Origin of the sequence: Cellulomonas sp. JZ18 (assembly GCF_009720485.1) — a bacterium.
Lineage (GTDB): Bacteria > Actinomycetota > Actinomycetes > Actinomycetales > Cellulomonadaceae > Cellulomonas.
Window position 1 is genome coordinate 2,392,831 of the sequence record NZ_CP045245.1, and the last position, 15,505, is coordinate 2,408,335.

Annotated in this window: 10 protein-coding genes and 2 pseudogenes; 5 read left to right on the forward strand and 7 right to left on the reverse strand. The window is 77.0% G+C overall.

Annotated elements, in window-relative coordinates:
- Nucleotides 1-177: 177 nt before the first annotated feature.
- Entirely contained in the window at nucleotides 178-420 is a 243-nt protein-coding gene (locus GC089_RS10835) for a DUF3046 domain-containing protein (protein ID WP_155377688.1), read from the reverse strand.
- A 124-nt stretch (nucleotides 421-544) separates the two neighbouring features.
- On the opposite strand from GC089_RS10835, the pseudogene GC089_RS10840 reads away from it, so the two are divergent.
- Nucleotides 545-5,618, forward strand: a pseudogene (locus GC089_RS10840) (DEAD/DEAH box helicase).
- A gap of 27 nt (nucleotides 5,619-5,645) precedes the next feature.
- Nucleotides 5,646-6,494 (forward strand): DNA-formamidopyrimidine glycosylase family protein, encoded by an 849-nt coding sequence (locus GC089_RS10845; RefSeq protein ID WP_155377689.1) that lies wholly within the window; start codon nucleotides 5,646-5,648, stop codon nucleotides 6,492-6,494.
- Nucleotides 6,495-6,503: 9 nt separating this feature from the next.
- Here GC089_RS10845 and GC089_RS10850 read toward each other — a convergent pair whose 3' ends face one another.
- From GC089_RS10850 to GC089_RS10875, 6 genes and pseudogenes are all read right to left on the reverse strand, one after another.
- Nucleotides 6,504-6,845, reverse strand: coding sequence for a helix-turn-helix domain-containing protein (locus GC089_RS10850; RefSeq protein WP_135972540.1), 342 nt, complete (start codon nucleotides 6,843-6,845; stop codon nucleotides 6,504-6,506).
- A gap of 273 nt (nucleotides 6,846-7,118) precedes the next feature.
- Complete coding sequence (locus tag GC089_RS10855) at nucleotides 7,119-7,628, reverse strand: CinA family protein (protein WP_155377690.1); 510 nt, start codon at nucleotides 7,626-7,628, stop codon at nucleotides 7,119-7,121.
- Complete coding sequence (gene pgsA, locus GC089_RS10860; RefSeq protein WP_255449010.1) at nucleotides 7,625-8,218, reverse strand: CDP-diacylglycerol--glycerol-3-phosphate 3-phosphatidyltransferase; 594 nt, start codon at nucleotides 8,216-8,218, stop codon at nucleotides 7,625-7,627. The genes GC089_RS10855 and pgsA overlap by 4 nt, the downstream gene beginning before the upstream one ends.
- 82 nt (nucleotides 8,219-8,300) lie before the next feature.
- A complete protein-coding gene (locus tag GC089_RS10865; RefSeq protein WP_155377691.1) occupies nucleotides 8,301-10,469 on the reverse strand; it encodes a bifunctional diguanylate cyclase/phosphodiesterase in 2,169 nt (722 codons plus the stop codon).
- 9 nt (nucleotides 10,470-10,478) lie between these two features.
- A pseudogene (locus tag GC089_RS10870) lies at nucleotides 10,479-12,958 on the reverse strand (DNA translocase FtsK 4TM domain-containing protein).
- A gap of 239 nt (nucleotides 12,959-13,197) precedes the next feature.
- Nucleotides 13,198-13,608, reverse strand: coding sequence for a hypothetical protein (locus GC089_RS10875; protein ID WP_155377692.1), 411 nt, complete (start codon nucleotides 13,606-13,608; stop codon nucleotides 13,198-13,200).
- 87 nt (nucleotides 13,609-13,695) lie between these two features.
- On the opposite strand from GC089_RS10875, the gene GC089_RS10880 reads away from it, so the two are divergent.
- From GC089_RS10880 to GC089_RS10885, 3 genes are read left to right on the forward strand one after another with little or no spacing between them, the layout of a single operon-like run.
- Nucleotides 13,696-14,157 (forward strand): TetR/AcrR family transcriptional regulator, encoded by a 462-nt coding sequence (locus GC089_RS10880; RefSeq protein WP_370513989.1) that lies wholly within the window; start codon nucleotides 13,696-13,698, stop codon nucleotides 14,155-14,157.
- Nucleotides 14,154-14,312, forward strand: coding sequence for a WHG domain-containing protein (locus GC089_RS20100; RefSeq protein WP_370513990.1), 159 nt, complete (start codon nucleotides 14,154-14,156; stop codon nucleotides 14,310-14,312). Before GC089_RS10880 ends, GC089_RS20100 begins: the two co-directional genes overlap by 4 nt.
- Nucleotides 14,313-14,365: 53 nt before the next feature.
- On the forward strand, nucleotides 14,366-15,496 hold the full coding sequence (locus tag GC089_RS10885; protein WP_155377693.1) for a DNA glycosylase AlkZ-like family protein: 1,131 nt from the start codon (nucleotides 14,366-14,368) through the stop codon (nucleotides 15,494-15,496).
- Nucleotides 15,497-15,505: the final 9 nt, after the last annotated feature.

The window sequence follows — 15,505 nt, forward strand, 5'->3', positions numbered from 1 at the left end:
TCGGTCGTCGTCACCTGCCCTCAGGCTAGCCGAACACCTGTTCGACCGGGACGCGCGACACGCCGACCGTGCGGCCGGGGTCGCCACGCGTCCCGGGAACCTGCGGGTCCCGGGGACCAGCGGGTCGCGGGGACCAGCGGGTCCCAGCCGTCAGCGCGTCCCAGCGCTCGGCGGGTCTCAGCGGTCAGCGGGTCGCGGCGGCGCCTGCCGGTGCGGGTCGGTGCCCCAGCGTCGGGCGTCGGGCACGTCGAGCGCGTCGCACAGCGCGTGCCACACGGCGCGGGGCTCGACGCCCGCGGCGAGCGCCTGCGCCCCGGTCCGGTTGCCGAGCGCGTCCAGGACGAGCTCGTCGAGCAGCAGGCGCCCCTGCACGGGGCCCAGCACGTCGTCGACGAGGTCGGTCAGCTCGCGGTACCTCACGCCACCAGCCTGCCACCGGCGGCGACGACGCGTCGCCGCGACCGCGCCCCCGGGGAGCGCCCGCCGGGACCGCCGCCGGGGGCACGCCCGCGCGCGTGTCGGACCCTGCCACCACAATGGCCCGGTGGTGCTCGACCGCTTCTCCGCCCCGACGCGCGACTGGTTCACCGGCGCGTTCGCGGCGCCCACGGCCGCGCAGGCCGGCGCCTGGGAGGCGGTGGCGGGCGGCGACCACGCCCTCGTCGTGGCGCCCACCGGCTCGGGCAAGACGCTCGCGGCGTTCCTGTGGGCGCTCGACGGCCTGCTCACGGACGCCCCTCCCGAGGACCCGACGCAGCGCTGCCGGGTGCTGTACGTCTCGCCCCTCAAGGCCCTGGCGACGGACGTCGAGCGCAACCTGCGCTCCCCTCTGGTCGGCATCCGGCAGGCGGCGACGCGCCAGGGCCGCACGCTCCCGGACGTCACCGTCGGCATCCGCACGGGCGACACGCCGCCCGCGGAGCGGCGGGCGTTCGCGACGTCGCCGCCCGACGTCCTCATCACGACCCCCGAGTCGCTGTACCTGGTGCTGACCTCCGGGGCGCGCGCGGGCCTGGCGGGCGTGCGCACCGTCGTGCTGGACGAGATCCACGCGGTCGCCGGCACCAAGCGGGGTGCGCACCTCGCGCTGTCGCTCGAGCGCCTCGACGCGCTGCTCGAGCGCGAGGGCGGTCCCGGCCCGGCGCAGCGCGTGGGGCTGTCGGCCACCGTCCGTCCCGTCGACGCGGTCGCGTCGTTCCTCGGCGGCGCGCGCACCCCCGCCGAGGGCGGGCGCCCCGTGCGCGTCGTGCAGCCGCCGTCGCAGAAGGTCATCGACGTCGACGTCGTCGTCCCCGTGCCCGACCTCGGGACCTGGCGTCCGCGGCCCGGGGCGACGCCCCGACGGCGCCGAGCGGCGACGACGGGTTCGGGGACGTCGACCTCAGCGGGAACGCCGACCGCAGCGCCCCGCGCGCCTCGATCTGGCCGCACGTCGAGGAGCGCGTGGTCGACCTCGTGGCGCAGCACCGGTCCACGCTGGTGTTCACCAACTCCCGGCGCGGCGCCGAGCGCCTCACCGCGCGCATCAACGAGGTCTGGGCGGAGCGCCAGGGCGCGGACGTGCCGGACCCCGGGGTGCTGCAGCCCGCGGCGGCGCCCGCGCAGAGCGGCACCGCCGTGGGCGTCGACACGCGCGACGCGGCGACGATCGTCGCGCGCGCGCACCACGGGTCGATGAGCCGCGCCGAGCGCACCCGCACCGAGTCCGAGCTGAAGGCCGGGCGGCTGCCCGCGGTGGTCGCGACGAGCTCGCTCGAGCTCGGCATCGACATGGGCGCGCTGGACCTCGTCGTCCAGGTGGGTGCGCCGCCGTCGGTCGCCAGCGGGCTGCAGCGCGTGGGGCGCGCCGGGCACCAGGTGGGCGCGGTGTCGCACGGCGTGGTGTTCCCCACCTACCGGGGCGAGCTCGTACCCGCGGCCGTGACCGCGCTGCGGATGCGCGCGGGCGAGCTCGAGGCGCTCTCGGTGCCGACCAACCCGCTGGACGTGCTGGCCCAGCAGGTCGTGGCGATGGTGGCGGTCGAGGACTGGACCGTCGACGACCTCGCGCGCGTGGTGCGCCGGGCGGCGCCGTTCGCGACGCTCGGCGAGGCGACCCTGCGCGCGGTGCTCGACATGCTCGCCGGCCGCTACCCCTCGGAGGAGTTCGCCGAGCTGCGCCCGCGCGTCGTGTGGGACCGCGTGCGCGACGTGCTCAGCGGACGGCCGGGTGCGCTGCGCCTGGCGGTGACCAGCGGCGGGACCATCCCCGACCGCGGGCTGTTCGGCGTCTTCCTCGCGGGCGACGGCGGCGCGTCGGACGTGCCGGTCGACCCCGAGCGCACGGGCGGGCGCCTGCGCGGCGGCAAGCGCGTCGGCGAGCTCGACGAGGAGATGGTCTACGAGTCGCGCGTGGGCGACACGTTCACCCTGGGGTCGAGCACGTGGCGCATCGAGGAGATCACCCCGGACCGCGTGCTCGTCACGCCCGCGCCGGGGCTGCCCGGACGGCTCCCGTTCTGGAAGGGCGACGCGGCGGGCCGCCCCGCCGAGCTCGGCCGGGCGATCGGCGGGTGGGTGCGCGAGGTGCTCGCGCTGCCGCCGGCGGGGGCGCGGGCCCGGGTGGAGGGCGCGGGGCTCGACCCCTGGGCGGCGGACAACCTCCTCGCGTACCTGCGCGAGCAGCAGGAGGCCACCGGCCAGGTGCCGAGCGACACGGTCGTGGTGGTCGAGCGCTTCCGGGACGAGCTCGGCGACTGGCGCATCGTCGTGCACTCCCCGTACGGCGCCCGCGTGCACGCGCCGTGGGCCCTGGTGCTGGGCACGCGCCTGCGGGAGCGGTACGGGGTCGACGCCGCCGTCATGCACGCCGACGACGGCATCGTGCTGCGGCTGCCCGACCTGCTCGACGGCGCCGGCGACCCGTGGGGCGACGTGCCGACCGGGCGTGACGACGGTCCCGCCGTCCGCCTCGAGGACCTGCTGCTGGAGCCCGACGAGGTGGTCGCGTCCGTCCGCGACGAGCTCGGCGCGTCGGCCATGTTCGCCGCACGGTTCCGCGAGGCCGCCGGACGCGCGCTGCTGCTGCCCCGGCGCCGGCCGGACCGGCGCCAGCCCCTGTGGCAGCAGCGACAGCGGTCCGCGCAGCTCCTGGGGGTGGCGTCGCGCTACCCGGACTTCCCGATCCTGCTCGAGGCGGTGCGCGAGTGCCTGCAGGACGACTTCGACACCGAGGCCCTGACGGCCCTCATGCGCGACATCGGCACCGGTCGCGTGCGGGTCGTGGAGGTGACCACCCCGCACCCGAGCCCGTTCGCGCAGTCCCTCCTGTTCGGCTACACGGCGCAGTTCCTCTACGAGGGGGACGCGCCGCTCGCGGAGCGGCGCGCCGCCGCGCTGACCCTGGACCCGACGCTGCTCGCGGAGCTGCTGGGGCAGGGCGGGGAGTCCCAGCTCGCGGACCTCCTCGACCCGGAGGCGGTCGAGCGCACGGAGGCCGAGCTCGCGGGGACGGCGCCGGACCGGCAGGCGGGCACGCTTGAGCAGCTCGCGGACGTCCTGCGCCGGCACGGCCCCCTGCCGCTCGCGGGGGTGCTGGCGCGGACCCGTGCCGAGGTGCGCGACGAGGCACCCGCGTGGCTGCGGGAGCTCGAGGCGGCGCGGCGTGCCATCCGTGTCCGCCTCGGCGGGCTGGCCCCCGAGCGCGCCGAGCAGTGGGCGGCGGTGGAGGACGCGGGACGGCTGCGCGACGCGCTCGGCGTCGCCCTGCCCGTCGGGGTGCCGGAGGTCTTCACCGAGGTCCTGCCCGACCCGCTCGGGGACCTGCTGCGCCGGCACGCCCGGACGCACGGGCCGTTCCCCGCGACCGCCGTCGCCGCGCGACTCGGTCTCGGCGTGGCGGTCGTCGCCGAGGCGCTGCGCCGGCTGGAGGCGCAGGGGGTGCTCGTGCAGGGCCGGCTGCGCCCCGACGTGCTGGGCGGCACGGGCGACGAGTTCTGCGACGCCGACGTGCTGCGCACGCTGCGCCGGCGCTCCCTCGCGGCGCTGCGGGCGCAGGTCGAGCCCGTCGACCCGCAGGCGCTCGGTGTCTTCCTCCCCCGGTGGCAGGGCGTCCAGCCGAGCGGGCGCCGTGCAGGGGGTGGCAGCGGCGTGCGCGGGGTCGACGCCGTCGCACGCGCCGTGGAGCAGCTCGCGGGCTTCGCCGTCCCGGCCTCCGCTCTCGAGACCCACGTGCTGCCGGCCCGGGTGCCGGACTACGCGCCCGCCATGCTCGACGAGCTCACGGCCGCGGGCGAGGTGCTGTGGGCCGGGCACGCGGCGCTCGCCGGGCACGACGGGCTGGTCTCGCTGCACCCGACGTCCGTGGCCGACCTGACGCTGGCGCCCGTCGTCGACCTCGACGACCCGGACGCCCCGGCCTCCGGTCCGGTGCACCGCGCCGTGCTCGGTGCGCTCGAGGGCGGCGGTGCGTGGTTCCTCGGCCCCCTGGTCGAGCGTGTGGCCGCGCTCTGGCTGCCCGCCGACGACGAGGACGTGGCCCCGCCCGCGTCGGCCGTCCTCGACGCGCTGTGGGACCTCGTGTGGGCCGGGCGGGTCACGAACGACGGCCTCGGGCCGCTGCGCGCCTGGCTCGGCTCGGGCAGCACCGCGCACCGCACCCGGACGACCCCGGCGCGCGGACGCCCCCTGCGCCCGCGCCTCGGGCTGCGGGCCGGTGCCCGGCTCGGCGTGCTCCCCGGCGGGGCGGCTCCTCCTCGGCGGCGGGTGCGCGCGCGTCCGGCCCGGCGGGTGGGTCGGGCACGGGCGCCGGGCGCTGGTCCCTGCTCCCCGCGCGCGAGCCGGACCCGACGGTGCGGGCGCACGCGCTGGCCGCGCAGCTGCTCGACCGGCACGGCGTGCTCACGCGCGCCGTCGCCCCGGCGGAGCAGGTGGCCGGGCGGTTCGCGGACGTGTACCGCGTGCTGTCGGCGCTCGAGCAGTCGGGGCAGGTGCGCCGGGGGTACTTCGTCGAGCGGTCGGGCGGGTCGCAGTTCGCGCTGCCCGGCGCGGTGGACCGGCTGCGCGTCGACGCGGAGGTCGTCGACCGGGCACGCGAGCGCGCGGTGCTGCGCCGCGAGCAGGCGCCCGGCGAGGCGGCGGCGCTGCTGCCGTGGCAGGAGGTACCGGCACCGGCGTGGTCCGCGCCGGCGGGCCCGGCGCCGTGGGACCCGGCGTCCGCCCGGGACGACGAGCCCGTCGGGCCCGGCGCGTGGGCGGTCGTGCTCGCGGCGACCGACCCTGCCAACCCCTACGGCGCGGCGCTCGCGTGGCCGGACCCACCCGAGCAGGTGACCGTGCGGCACCGCCCCGGCCGCAAGGCGGGCGCGCTGGTGGTCCTCGTCGACGGCGCGCTCGTGCTGTACCTCGAGCGCGGCGGGCGGACGCTGCTCACCTTCACCGACGACGCGGCCGTGCTCGCGTCGGCGGCGGACGCCCTCGTGGACGCCGCGCGCCGCCGTCACGCGGGCCGCCTCACCGTCGGGCGGATCGACGGCGCCGAGGTGCTCTCCGGCGACGTCCTGTCCTCCCCCGCCGCCACCGCGCTCACCGGGGCCGGCTTCGCCACGACGCCGCGCGGCCTGCGTCTGCAGGCGTCGTGAGGGCGCAGACCCGGCCGGAGGTGGGCCGTGCCCGAGGGTGACGTGCTGCGCCGGACCGCGGCGCGCCTCGACCAGGCCCTCGCGGGCCGACGCCTCGTGCGCGCGGACCTGCGCTGGCCCACGGCCGCGACGGTCGACCTGCGCGGGCGCACGGTGCTCGGCACGCGTCCGTACGGCAAGCACCTGCTGACGCGCTTCGACGACGGCACGACGCTGCACACGCACCTGCGGATGGACGGCTACTGGCGCGTCGCCGCCAGCGACGACCCGCGCGCCGCCGGTCGCTCGCCCCGGCTGCGGGCGCTGCTCGCCGACGAGCGGTGGACCGCGATGGGCTACCTCATCGGCATGCTCGACGTGGTCCGTACGCGCGACGAGCGCACGCTCGTGGGGCACCTGGGCCCGGACGTCCTCGACCAGGACTTCGACGCCACCCCCGGGGTCCCGGTCGGCGGCGCCCCGGTGCACGAGCTGCCGGCACCGGGCATCGACGAGGCGCTGCGACGGTGGGCGGCGCAGGGCACGCGTCCGGTCGGCGAGCTGCTGCTCGACCAGCGGGTGGTCGCGGGTATCGGCACGATCTTCATGGCCGAGTCGCTCTTCGTCGAGCGGTGGTGGCCGTTCACGCCCGCCGACGAGGTCGACGACCCCGCGCGCATCCTGCGCACCGCGCGCGAGCTGATGCGCCGGTCCGTGGTGACGGGTCGCCCGGTCGAGTCCGTCCACGGGCGCGACCGGCGACCCTGCGTCCGCTGCGGCACACCGATCCGCCGGGACGAGGTGGGGACGCCGCCGATGCAGCGTCCGGTGTTCTGGTGCCCGCGGTGTCAGGCGCGCGGGCGCGCGGTGCAGGCCCCGGTCCGTCCCGGGGCCTGAGAACCCTCGTCAGCCGACGGGGGCCAGCTCCGACCGGGACAGCGCCCAGCCGGCGTCCGACGGCCCGTCGACCGCGGCGGCCAGGTCGGCCGGCACCGTGTCGGGGACCAGCAGGCCCTCGGCGACGGCGACGCGGTCGCTGACCTCGCGCAGGACGAGGGACAGCGGGACGTCGAGCGCGTCGCAGATGCTGCTGAGCAGCTCCGACGACGCCTCCTTCTGCCCGCGCTCGACCTCGCTCAGGTACCCGAGCGAGACGCGGGCGGCCGAGGAGACCTCACGCAGGGTGCGGCCCTGGCGCTGGCGCGCGTCCCGAAGGACGTCACCGATCTCCCGTCGCAGGACGACCATCTGGGCTCCCCCCTTCACGTCACGTCCTCGGTCACCGGACGGAGCCGCGGTCGGCGTCCCCGTCCCTCTCGTGGCGGGGGCCGGAGCCACCGCTCGTGCTGCCGCTCCCGGTCGGCGTGCGGCCGGAAGACGACCACCGTACCGCGCACCGCCGACGAGCGCGTCGGCACCGCGCAAGCGCGGTCGAGTGCTCATCACGTCCCTCCCAACGCCCCGCCACCCCCGGTTGTTCCCCGCCGCGGCGGCGTGCCTGCCCGGACCGGCGCCCACCCCTCAGACCGGGTCGGACGCGGGCCCCGCGACCTGCAGGGCGAGCGCGAGCACGGCGGCCGTGGCGCCCGCGCGGACCGCGGCACGGTCACCCGTCAGGAACAGCGCCCGCGCCACGGTGCCGCCGGCCGTGGCCACCGCGACGTGGACGGTGCCCGCCGGGTGCCCGTCCTGCGCACCCGGCCCGGCGACGCCCGTCGTGGCCAGCCCGACGTCCGCGCCCAGGCGCGCGCGCACGCCCTCGGCCATCGCGCGCGCGACGTCGGGGTCGACGGGTCCGCGCGCAGCGAGCAGGTCGGCGTCGACCCCGAGCAGGGACGCCTTGAGGTCGGTCGCGTAGGCGACGACCGCACCGCGGAGGACGACCGAGGCGCCGGGCACGTCGACCAGGGTCGCGGCGACCTGACCGCCCGTCAGCGACTCGGCGACGGCGAGCGTCTGCCGGCGCCCGGCCAGCGCGGTCAGGAGCGCCCGCGCGTCCGCCGCGGCACGCGCCGCCGGGTCCTGCGTCACAGCCCCGCGGCGGGCGGCACGCCGGCGGCGCGCCGGATCCGCACCGCCGTGCGCACGTAGTCCAGACCCGTGACGAGCGTGACCCCGACCGCGCCGGCCATGACCACGGCCGCGAGCACGCCGACGACCGCCGGCAGCGCGTCGAGCGGGAGCAGGAAGAAGCCGATCGCGACCGACTGCAGGACCGTCTTGAGCTTGCCGCCGCGCGAGGCGGGCAGCACGACGTAGCGCAGCAGGAAGAACCGCATCACCGTGATGCCGAGCTCGCGCACGAGGATCACGGCCGTGACCGCCCACCACAGCTCCCCGAGCCACGAGAGCAGCACGAGCGCCGTGCCCACGAGGAGCTTGTCGGCGATGGGGTCGAGGAGCTTGCCGAGGTCGGTCACCTGACCCGAGCGACGGGCGAGCCAGCCGTCGAGCCGGTCGGTGAGCGCGGCGGCGACGAACAGCCCGACCGCCAGCAGGCGGCCGCCGACCGTGTGACCGCCGTCGAGCAGCAGGGCGACGGCGAACACCGGCACGACCGCGATCCGCAGCATCGTGACGACGTTCGCCGGGGTCCACACGGAAGCAGCGACGCCGACCACGACGCACAGCCTAGGGCCGGTGACGGGGTGCCCCTGCAGCGAGGGGCACTTCCCGTGCACGGGCACCGGGGCCCGGCGGGCGTCAGTCCTGCGGCTGCGCGGCGCCGTAGAGCCAGCCCTGGCCGTACCGCCAGCCGCTGCGGCGCAGGTGCACGGCCTGCTCCTCGTGCTCGATGCCCTCGGCGATGGTCACCATGGCCAGCTCGCGCGCGAGCGCCCCGAGGGCCCGTACCACGCGGCCCGCGGTCGGGTCGTGCGGGATGCCGGAGGTGAACGACATGTCGAGCTTCACCCCGGCGACGGGCAGGTCGCGCAGGTAGGACAGGGGCGAGACACCGGTGCCGAAGTCGTCGAGGAGGATCGGCACGCCGGCGGCGGACAGCTGCGTCAGCTCGTGCCGGATGCGGGTGCCGGCCGCGACGAGGCTGGACTCCGTCAGCTCGAGCACGAGCCGCCCGGGTGCCACGCGGTGCCGGGACAGCTCCGCGAGCAGGCGGGTCGCGAGCTCGCCGTCGCCGAGCTGGTCGGCGGAGACGTTGACCGACACCCACCGCCCGTCGTCGCCGGTGCGGGCGAGGAACTCCACGACGCGCGTCGCCACGAGCTGCGCGAGGGCGACCGACACGCCGGCCTCCTGGGCGTGCGGCAGGAACGCGCCGGGCAGGAGGAGCCCGCGGTGCGGGTGCTGCCAGCGCACGAGCGCCTCGTAGCCGACGACGTGCCCGTCGGACAGGTCGACGATCGGCTGGTAGTGCACGACCAGCTGGTCCTCCTCGACCGCCCGGACGAGCTCGCGGTGCGTCGTCGTCGCCGTGGACAGGCCCATCGACGGGTCGTACACCTCCGTGCGACCACGGCCGGCGCCCTTCGCGCGGTACAGGGCCGCGTCGGCCGCCGCGAGCAGCGTCGGGGCACCGCCCTCGACGAGCGAGGCGTCCGCCAGCGCCACGCCGACGCTCGCCGCGACGCGCGTCCGCCGACGCCCCAGCCGCACGGGCTCGCGCAGGCCGCCGTGGATCTGGTTCGCGACGTCGAAGACGGCCTTCGCGGCGTCCTCGTCCTGCACGACGACGACGAACTCGTCGCCGCCGAGCCGCGCGACCGTGCCGCTGCTGCCGGTCGCCGCCCGCAGCACGCCCGCGACGTGCACGAGCAGCGCGTCCCCGGCCGCGTGCCCGTACCGGTCGTTGACCTCCTTGAACCCGTCGAGGTCGCACGCCAGCACGGCCGTGCGGTGCAGGGCGCCGGGCTGCTCGAGCGCGGCCTGCAGCACCTCCTGCAGCAGCGTCCGGTTGGCCAGCCCCGTCAGCGGGTCGTGCATGGCCCGGTGCGTCAGCATCTCCGCCTGCAGGCGCGACTCGGTCGCGTCCCGCACCTGCACGACCACCCGGTCCGGCCGCCCGTCCGGCGCACGGACGAGGGCCGCGTCGAGCACGACCCAGACGAGCTGGCCGTCGGCACGCCGGCAGCGCATCTCGAGGGAGAAGCGGTGCTGCTCGCCGCTGAGCAGCCGGTCGAGCTGGAGCCGCTGCGCCGCACGGTCCTCGGGCGCGGTGAGCTCGTCGACCCGGTAGCCCCGCAGCGCCGCCGCGTGCGTGCCGAGCAGCTCGGCGAGCGCGACGTTCGCCTCCGCGACGCGCCAGTCCAGGTCGACGAGCGCCATGCCGATCGGGGCGTTCTCCATCGCGACCCGGAACTGCGTCTCGCTGCGCGACAGCGCGGCCTCGACCTCACGGCGCAGCGTGACGTCGACGAGCGTCGTCAGGACCGCCGACGGGGCGCCCTCGGCCTCGGGCAGCGGGAGGGTCGCGACCTGCACGAGACGGGGACGCGCGCCCGGTCCCGGCGGGACGACGCCGACCACGCGGGGGTCGTCGTCCGCCGGACGCGGGCCCAGCGCGAGCGCCGCGCTCGTGGCGAGCCCGCGCTCGTCGACGAGGACGAGGGGCAGGTCGGCGACGCGGCGGCCGACGGCCGCCTGCCGGTCGAGCCCGAGGATCTCGGCCGCCCGCTCCGACAGGTCGAGCACGTGCCCCGACGTGGACTGCACGAGCACGCCCTCGCGCGTCACCGACTGCAGGGCGTCGTACCGGCGCCGCAGCTCCTGGGCCGTGGTCAGCAGGCCCGACGCGCGCCGCCGCTGCGCCCGCTCGCGGTGGAGCAGGACGAGGACCGCGACGAGGGCGACCAGCGCCACGACCGCGATCACGGTGCTGACGGCGCCGAGGGGCGCGAGGGAGCCGAGGTCCACGCCGCTGGCTCAGTCGGCGTCGGCGGCCCCGTACCCGGTGTCGCCCTCCCCCGGGTCGTCGGGTCCGTCGTCGTCAGCGGGCGCGGCGCTCTCGCCCCGCAGCATCGCGAGCGTGCCGGGCAGGTCGTCGGGCTGGACGAGCACCTCGCGCGCCTTCGACCCCTCGGACGGACCGACGATCTCCCGCGACTCGAGCAGGTCCATGAGGCGGCCGGCCTTGGCGAAGCCGACCCGCAGCTTGCGCTGCAGCATGGACGTCGACCCGAACTGCGTGGTCACGACCAGCTCGGCCGCCTGCAGCAGCAGGTCGAGGTCGTCGCCGATGTCCTCGTCCACCTGCTTCTTCGCGGCCTGGACGGTGACGTCCTCGCGGTAGACCGGCTTGAGCTGCGACTTCACGTGCTCGACGACCGCGTGGATCTCCGACTCGGACACCCACGCCCCTGCGTGCGCATGGGCTTCGCCGCGCCCATCGGCAGGAACAGCGCGTCACCCTGGCCGATGAGCTTCTCGGCGCCGGGCTGGTCGAGCACGACGCGCGAGTCGGTGAGCGAGCTCGTGGCGAACGCGAGCCGGGACGGCACGTTCGCCTTGATGAGACCCGTGACGACGTCGACCGACGGTCGCTGCGTCGCGAGCACGAGGTGGATGCCGGCGGCGCGCGCGAGCTGGGTGATGCGCTGGATCGACGCCTCGACGTCGCGCGGGGCGACCATCATGAGGTCGGCGAGCTCGTCGACGATCACCAGCAGGTACGGGTACGTCGCGATCTTGCGCTCGGACCCCGGCAGCGGCTTGACCTTGCCCGCGCGGACGGCGGCGTTGAAGTCGTCGATGTGCTTGTAGCCGAACATCGCGAGGTCGTCGTAGCGCGCCTCCATCTCCTTCACGACCCACTCGAGGGCCTCCGCGGCCTTCTTCGGGTTCGTGATGATGGGCGTGATGAGGTGCGGGATGCCCTCGTAGAGCGTGAGCTCGACGCGCTTGGGGTCGACGAGGATCATGCGGACCTCGTCGGGCGTCGAGCGCATGAGGATCGAGACGATCATCGAGTTCACGAACGACGACTTGCCCGCGCCGGTGGCGCCCGCGACGAGCAGGTGCGGCATCTTCGCGAGGTTCGCGACGACGTAGCCGCCCTCGACGTCCTTGCCGACGCCGATGACCATCGGGTGCTCGGTCCGCTTGGCCGCGCTCGAGCGCAGCACGTCGCCCAGCGCCACGGTCTCGCGGTCCGTGTTCGGGATCTCGATGCCGATGGCGGACTTGCCCGGGATGGGCGACAGGATGCGCACGTCGGCGCTCGCGACCGCGTACGCGATGTTCTTGCTCAGCGCGGTGACCCGCTCGACCTTGACGCCGTTGCCGAGCTCGACCTCGTAGCGCGTGACCGTCGGACCGCGCGTGAACCCCGTGACCTGGGCGTCGATCTGGAACTGCTCGAGGACCGACGTGAGGGAGTCGACGACGCGGTCGTTCGCGGCCGAGCGCACCTTGTGCGGCGCCCCCTTGGCGAGCGCGTCCTCGGACGGCAGCACGTAGACGACGTCACCCTCGAGCATCGGCTGCTCACCGCGGGGCACGCCCGTGGTGGGCGGCGCCTCGAGCGCGGTCCCCACGGCGGCCACGGCCGCGGTCGGCGCCGTCGGCGGGGCGGGGGCCATGCGGGCCGTCGGGGCCTCGTCGGCGTCCTCGACGGCGTCGGGCACGTCCGAGCGGTCCACGACGGCGGCACGCTGGTACGCCTCGTCGCCCTCGTACTCGTCCAGCCGGTCGTCGTCGGGTCCCGGGGGCTCCTCGGCCCGGGGACGGCGCGAGAGCAGGCGCGGCTTGCGCCGCGGCTTGTCCACCGGCTCGGGTCGCGCGCTGTGCAGCGCCTCGATGACGAGCGGTGCGTCGTCGTCCTCCTCGACCGCCTCCGCCTCGTGCTGGCCGGTGAGCCGGCGGTAGAGGGCCGACAGGCGCGGCCCGATCTGGTGCACGGGCGTGGCGGTGACGACGAGCACGCCGAAGAACGCGAGGATGCCGAGCAGCAGCGCGGCGACGACCGGGGTGAGCAGGGTCGCGAGCGGGGTGCCGACGCCGAAGCCGACGATCCCGCCCGCCTCGCGCAGGGCGGGCATGTCGTCCGTGCCCGGGCGACCGTGCGCGACGTGCACGATGGAGCAGACGGCGACGGTGATCGCCGTCAGGCCGATGCCGATGCGCGAGTTGGCCTGGGCCCGGTCGGGGTGGCGCATGAGGCGCACCGCGATGCCGAGCAGCACCACGGGGACGACCACGCCGACGACGCCGAACGTGCCGGCGACGACGTTGTGCACGACGTCCCCGGCGGTCCCCGACAGGTCCCACCACTCGCGCGCCGCGACGACGACCGCGAGCGCGAGCAGGGTGAACGCCAGCCCGTCGCGGCGGTGTGCCGGGTCCAGGTCGCGCGCGCCCCGGCCGATGCGCCGCGCCGTGCCGCCGACGAGGTGCGCACCGCCCATCCAGATGCCGCGGACGATGCGCAGCGGCAGGGCGGGCTGCGGGGGCGGGGCCGGTGCACGACCGGCGGGTCGCGTCGAGCCGCCGCGCGTGGTGCCCCGCGACGACGACCCCCGGAGCGCGTCGAGCGCGCGGGGGTCGGGGTCGTACGGGTCGCCATGGTCCTCACGGTAGCCGCCCGAGGCACGCCTCCCCCGCTCCCGGGGCCCGTGTCGGGCACTCCGTGGCCCGACGGCGACCCTCACCCCCGCAGCAGCCCGACACCGAGCGTCACGACACCGGCGGCGAGGAACCCCGCGCCGAGCGGCAGCAGCACGACCCAGCCGTTCGGGCGCGTGCGCCCCTGCCCCGTGGCGGAGAGGAAGAAGCCGGCGGGAAGGAGGACCGCCGCGACGAGCACGCCGGTCTGCGCGAGCCAGCGCCAGCCCCCGTCCAGACCCGTCGCCTCGCCGAGCAGCAGGCAGACGAGGCCGAGCGTGACGAGGACGCCCGCGTGCGCGTGGCCGGCGCGGAAGAACGACCGCTGGAAGTCGGTCGCCGGCACGCGCCCGGTCACCACGCGGACGAGGAACCACCCGCCGGACTCGATCGCGACGACCGTGAGGGCGACGACGCCGGCGGTGGTCCGGGCTGCCTCGGTGAGCTCGATCATCAGGGCCTCTCTTTCGTAACGGTGTTATGGAACATCGTCACGGATCGCGCCGTCAAGGTCGTAACCTCGTGCCATGCCCCGCCCCGCGTGCACGACGACGCCCTGCGCGACCGGCTGCTCGAGGAGGCCACGCGCGTCGTGGCGGAGGGCGGGACGCGTGCGCTCACCGTCCGCGACGTCGCCGCACGCGCCGGCACGTCCTCCAGCGCCGTGTACGCCCTGTTCGGCGGCCGCGACGCCCTCCTCGAGGCGGTGGGCGCACGCGCGTCCGACCGCTTCGCCGTACACCTGCGCGCCACGCCGCGCACCGGGCACGCCGCGGCGGACCTGCTCGCGCTCGGCGTCGCCTACCGGCGCTTCGCCCTCGCGGAGCCGCAGTCCTACCGCGTGATGTTCACGAGCCCGGGGCGGGCGCCGGCCACCCCGCGAGCGGCCCCGTCACCGAGACGCCCACCTTCCTCGTCCTGCGGGACGCGGTGCGGCACGCCCTCACCGAGCCCCCCGCCGCCACCGCGTACGGGCCCGCGGGCGCGAGCGACGCGGACGTGACCCGGGCCGCCACGCACGTGTGGGCCCTCGCGCACGGCTGGGTCACCCTCGAGCTCGACGGCCTGCTGCCGTGGCCCGGCGAGCAGCGCGACGAGCGGTACGCCGCGGCGCTGCGCGCCGCCGGTCCCGGGCTGCTCGGACCGCCCCCGCCCTGACGCCCGGCGCCGGCCCCCTGACGGCGTCGGTGCCCGGTGGCAGCATCGGCGGCATGTCCGCACCACGTGTCCCGCGCCTCGCCGCCCTGCGGTACCGGACGCACGTGCAGCAGCTCGACCGCGCGCCCGCCTGCGCGCGCGGGCCGCAGGACGTCGCGGTCCTCGACGCCGGCGTCCAGGACACCGGGCCCGACGGCGCCCTGTGGGCCCTCGCCCTGCGCGGCCTCGACGTGCGCGCCGGTGCGTGGCCCGACGCGCTCGCGCTCGCCTGGACCGTCCGTGGAGCGCCGCACGCCTACCGGCGCGCCGACCTCGTCGACGTCGAGCGGGCGCTGCGGCCCTGGTCCGCCGAGGACGCCGCGAAGCGGGTGTTCGACGCGGCACGTCCGCTCCGCGCCGGGGGGATCGACCCCCGCGACGCCCTCGCCGCCGCCGCGCGCGCCCTGCGGGACGTCGTCGACGAGCCCCGCCCCAAGGGTGAGGTGTCGACCGCGATGACCGCACGCATGCCCGAGCCGTACCTGCGCTGGTGCCGTCCCTGCGGCACGACGCACATGTACGAGCAGACGTTCCGGCTCGCCGCCCTGCACGCCGGCCTCGAGCTCGAGCCCGGCACGTCACCGCCCGTGCTGCGCCGGGTGCCGGGATGGCCCCACGACGCCGTCGCCCGCACCGACGCCGCGCCGCCCGGCGGACCGCACGACCTCGTCCGGACCGCCCTGCGGTTCCTCGGCCCCACCACGCCGCGACGGGTCGCCGCGTTCCTCGACTCCCCCGTGCGCGACGTCACCGCACGGTGGCCGGACGACGTCGTCGAGGTCGACGTCGACGGCGAGCGCGCGGACGTGCTCGCCGAGGACCTGGACGCGCTGCGAACGGCCACCGCTGCCGCCGACGGACCCGTCGTGCGGCTGCTCGGCCCGTTCGACCTGTTCCTGCAGGCGCGCGACCGCACGCTGCTCGTCCCCGACACCGCCCGGCACCGGGCCCTGTGGCCCACGCTCGGGCGACCGGGGGCGGTCCTGCGGGACGGCGAGGTCGTCGGCACCTGGCGCCCGCGCGCCCGCGGCCGACGGCTCGCGCTCGAGCTCGACCCGTGGGAGCCGTGGGACGCCGCGACCCGCGCCGCGGTCGACACCGAGCACGAACGCCTCGCGGCGTTCCGCGGCGTCCACGCGGCGTGAGGGGGGGCG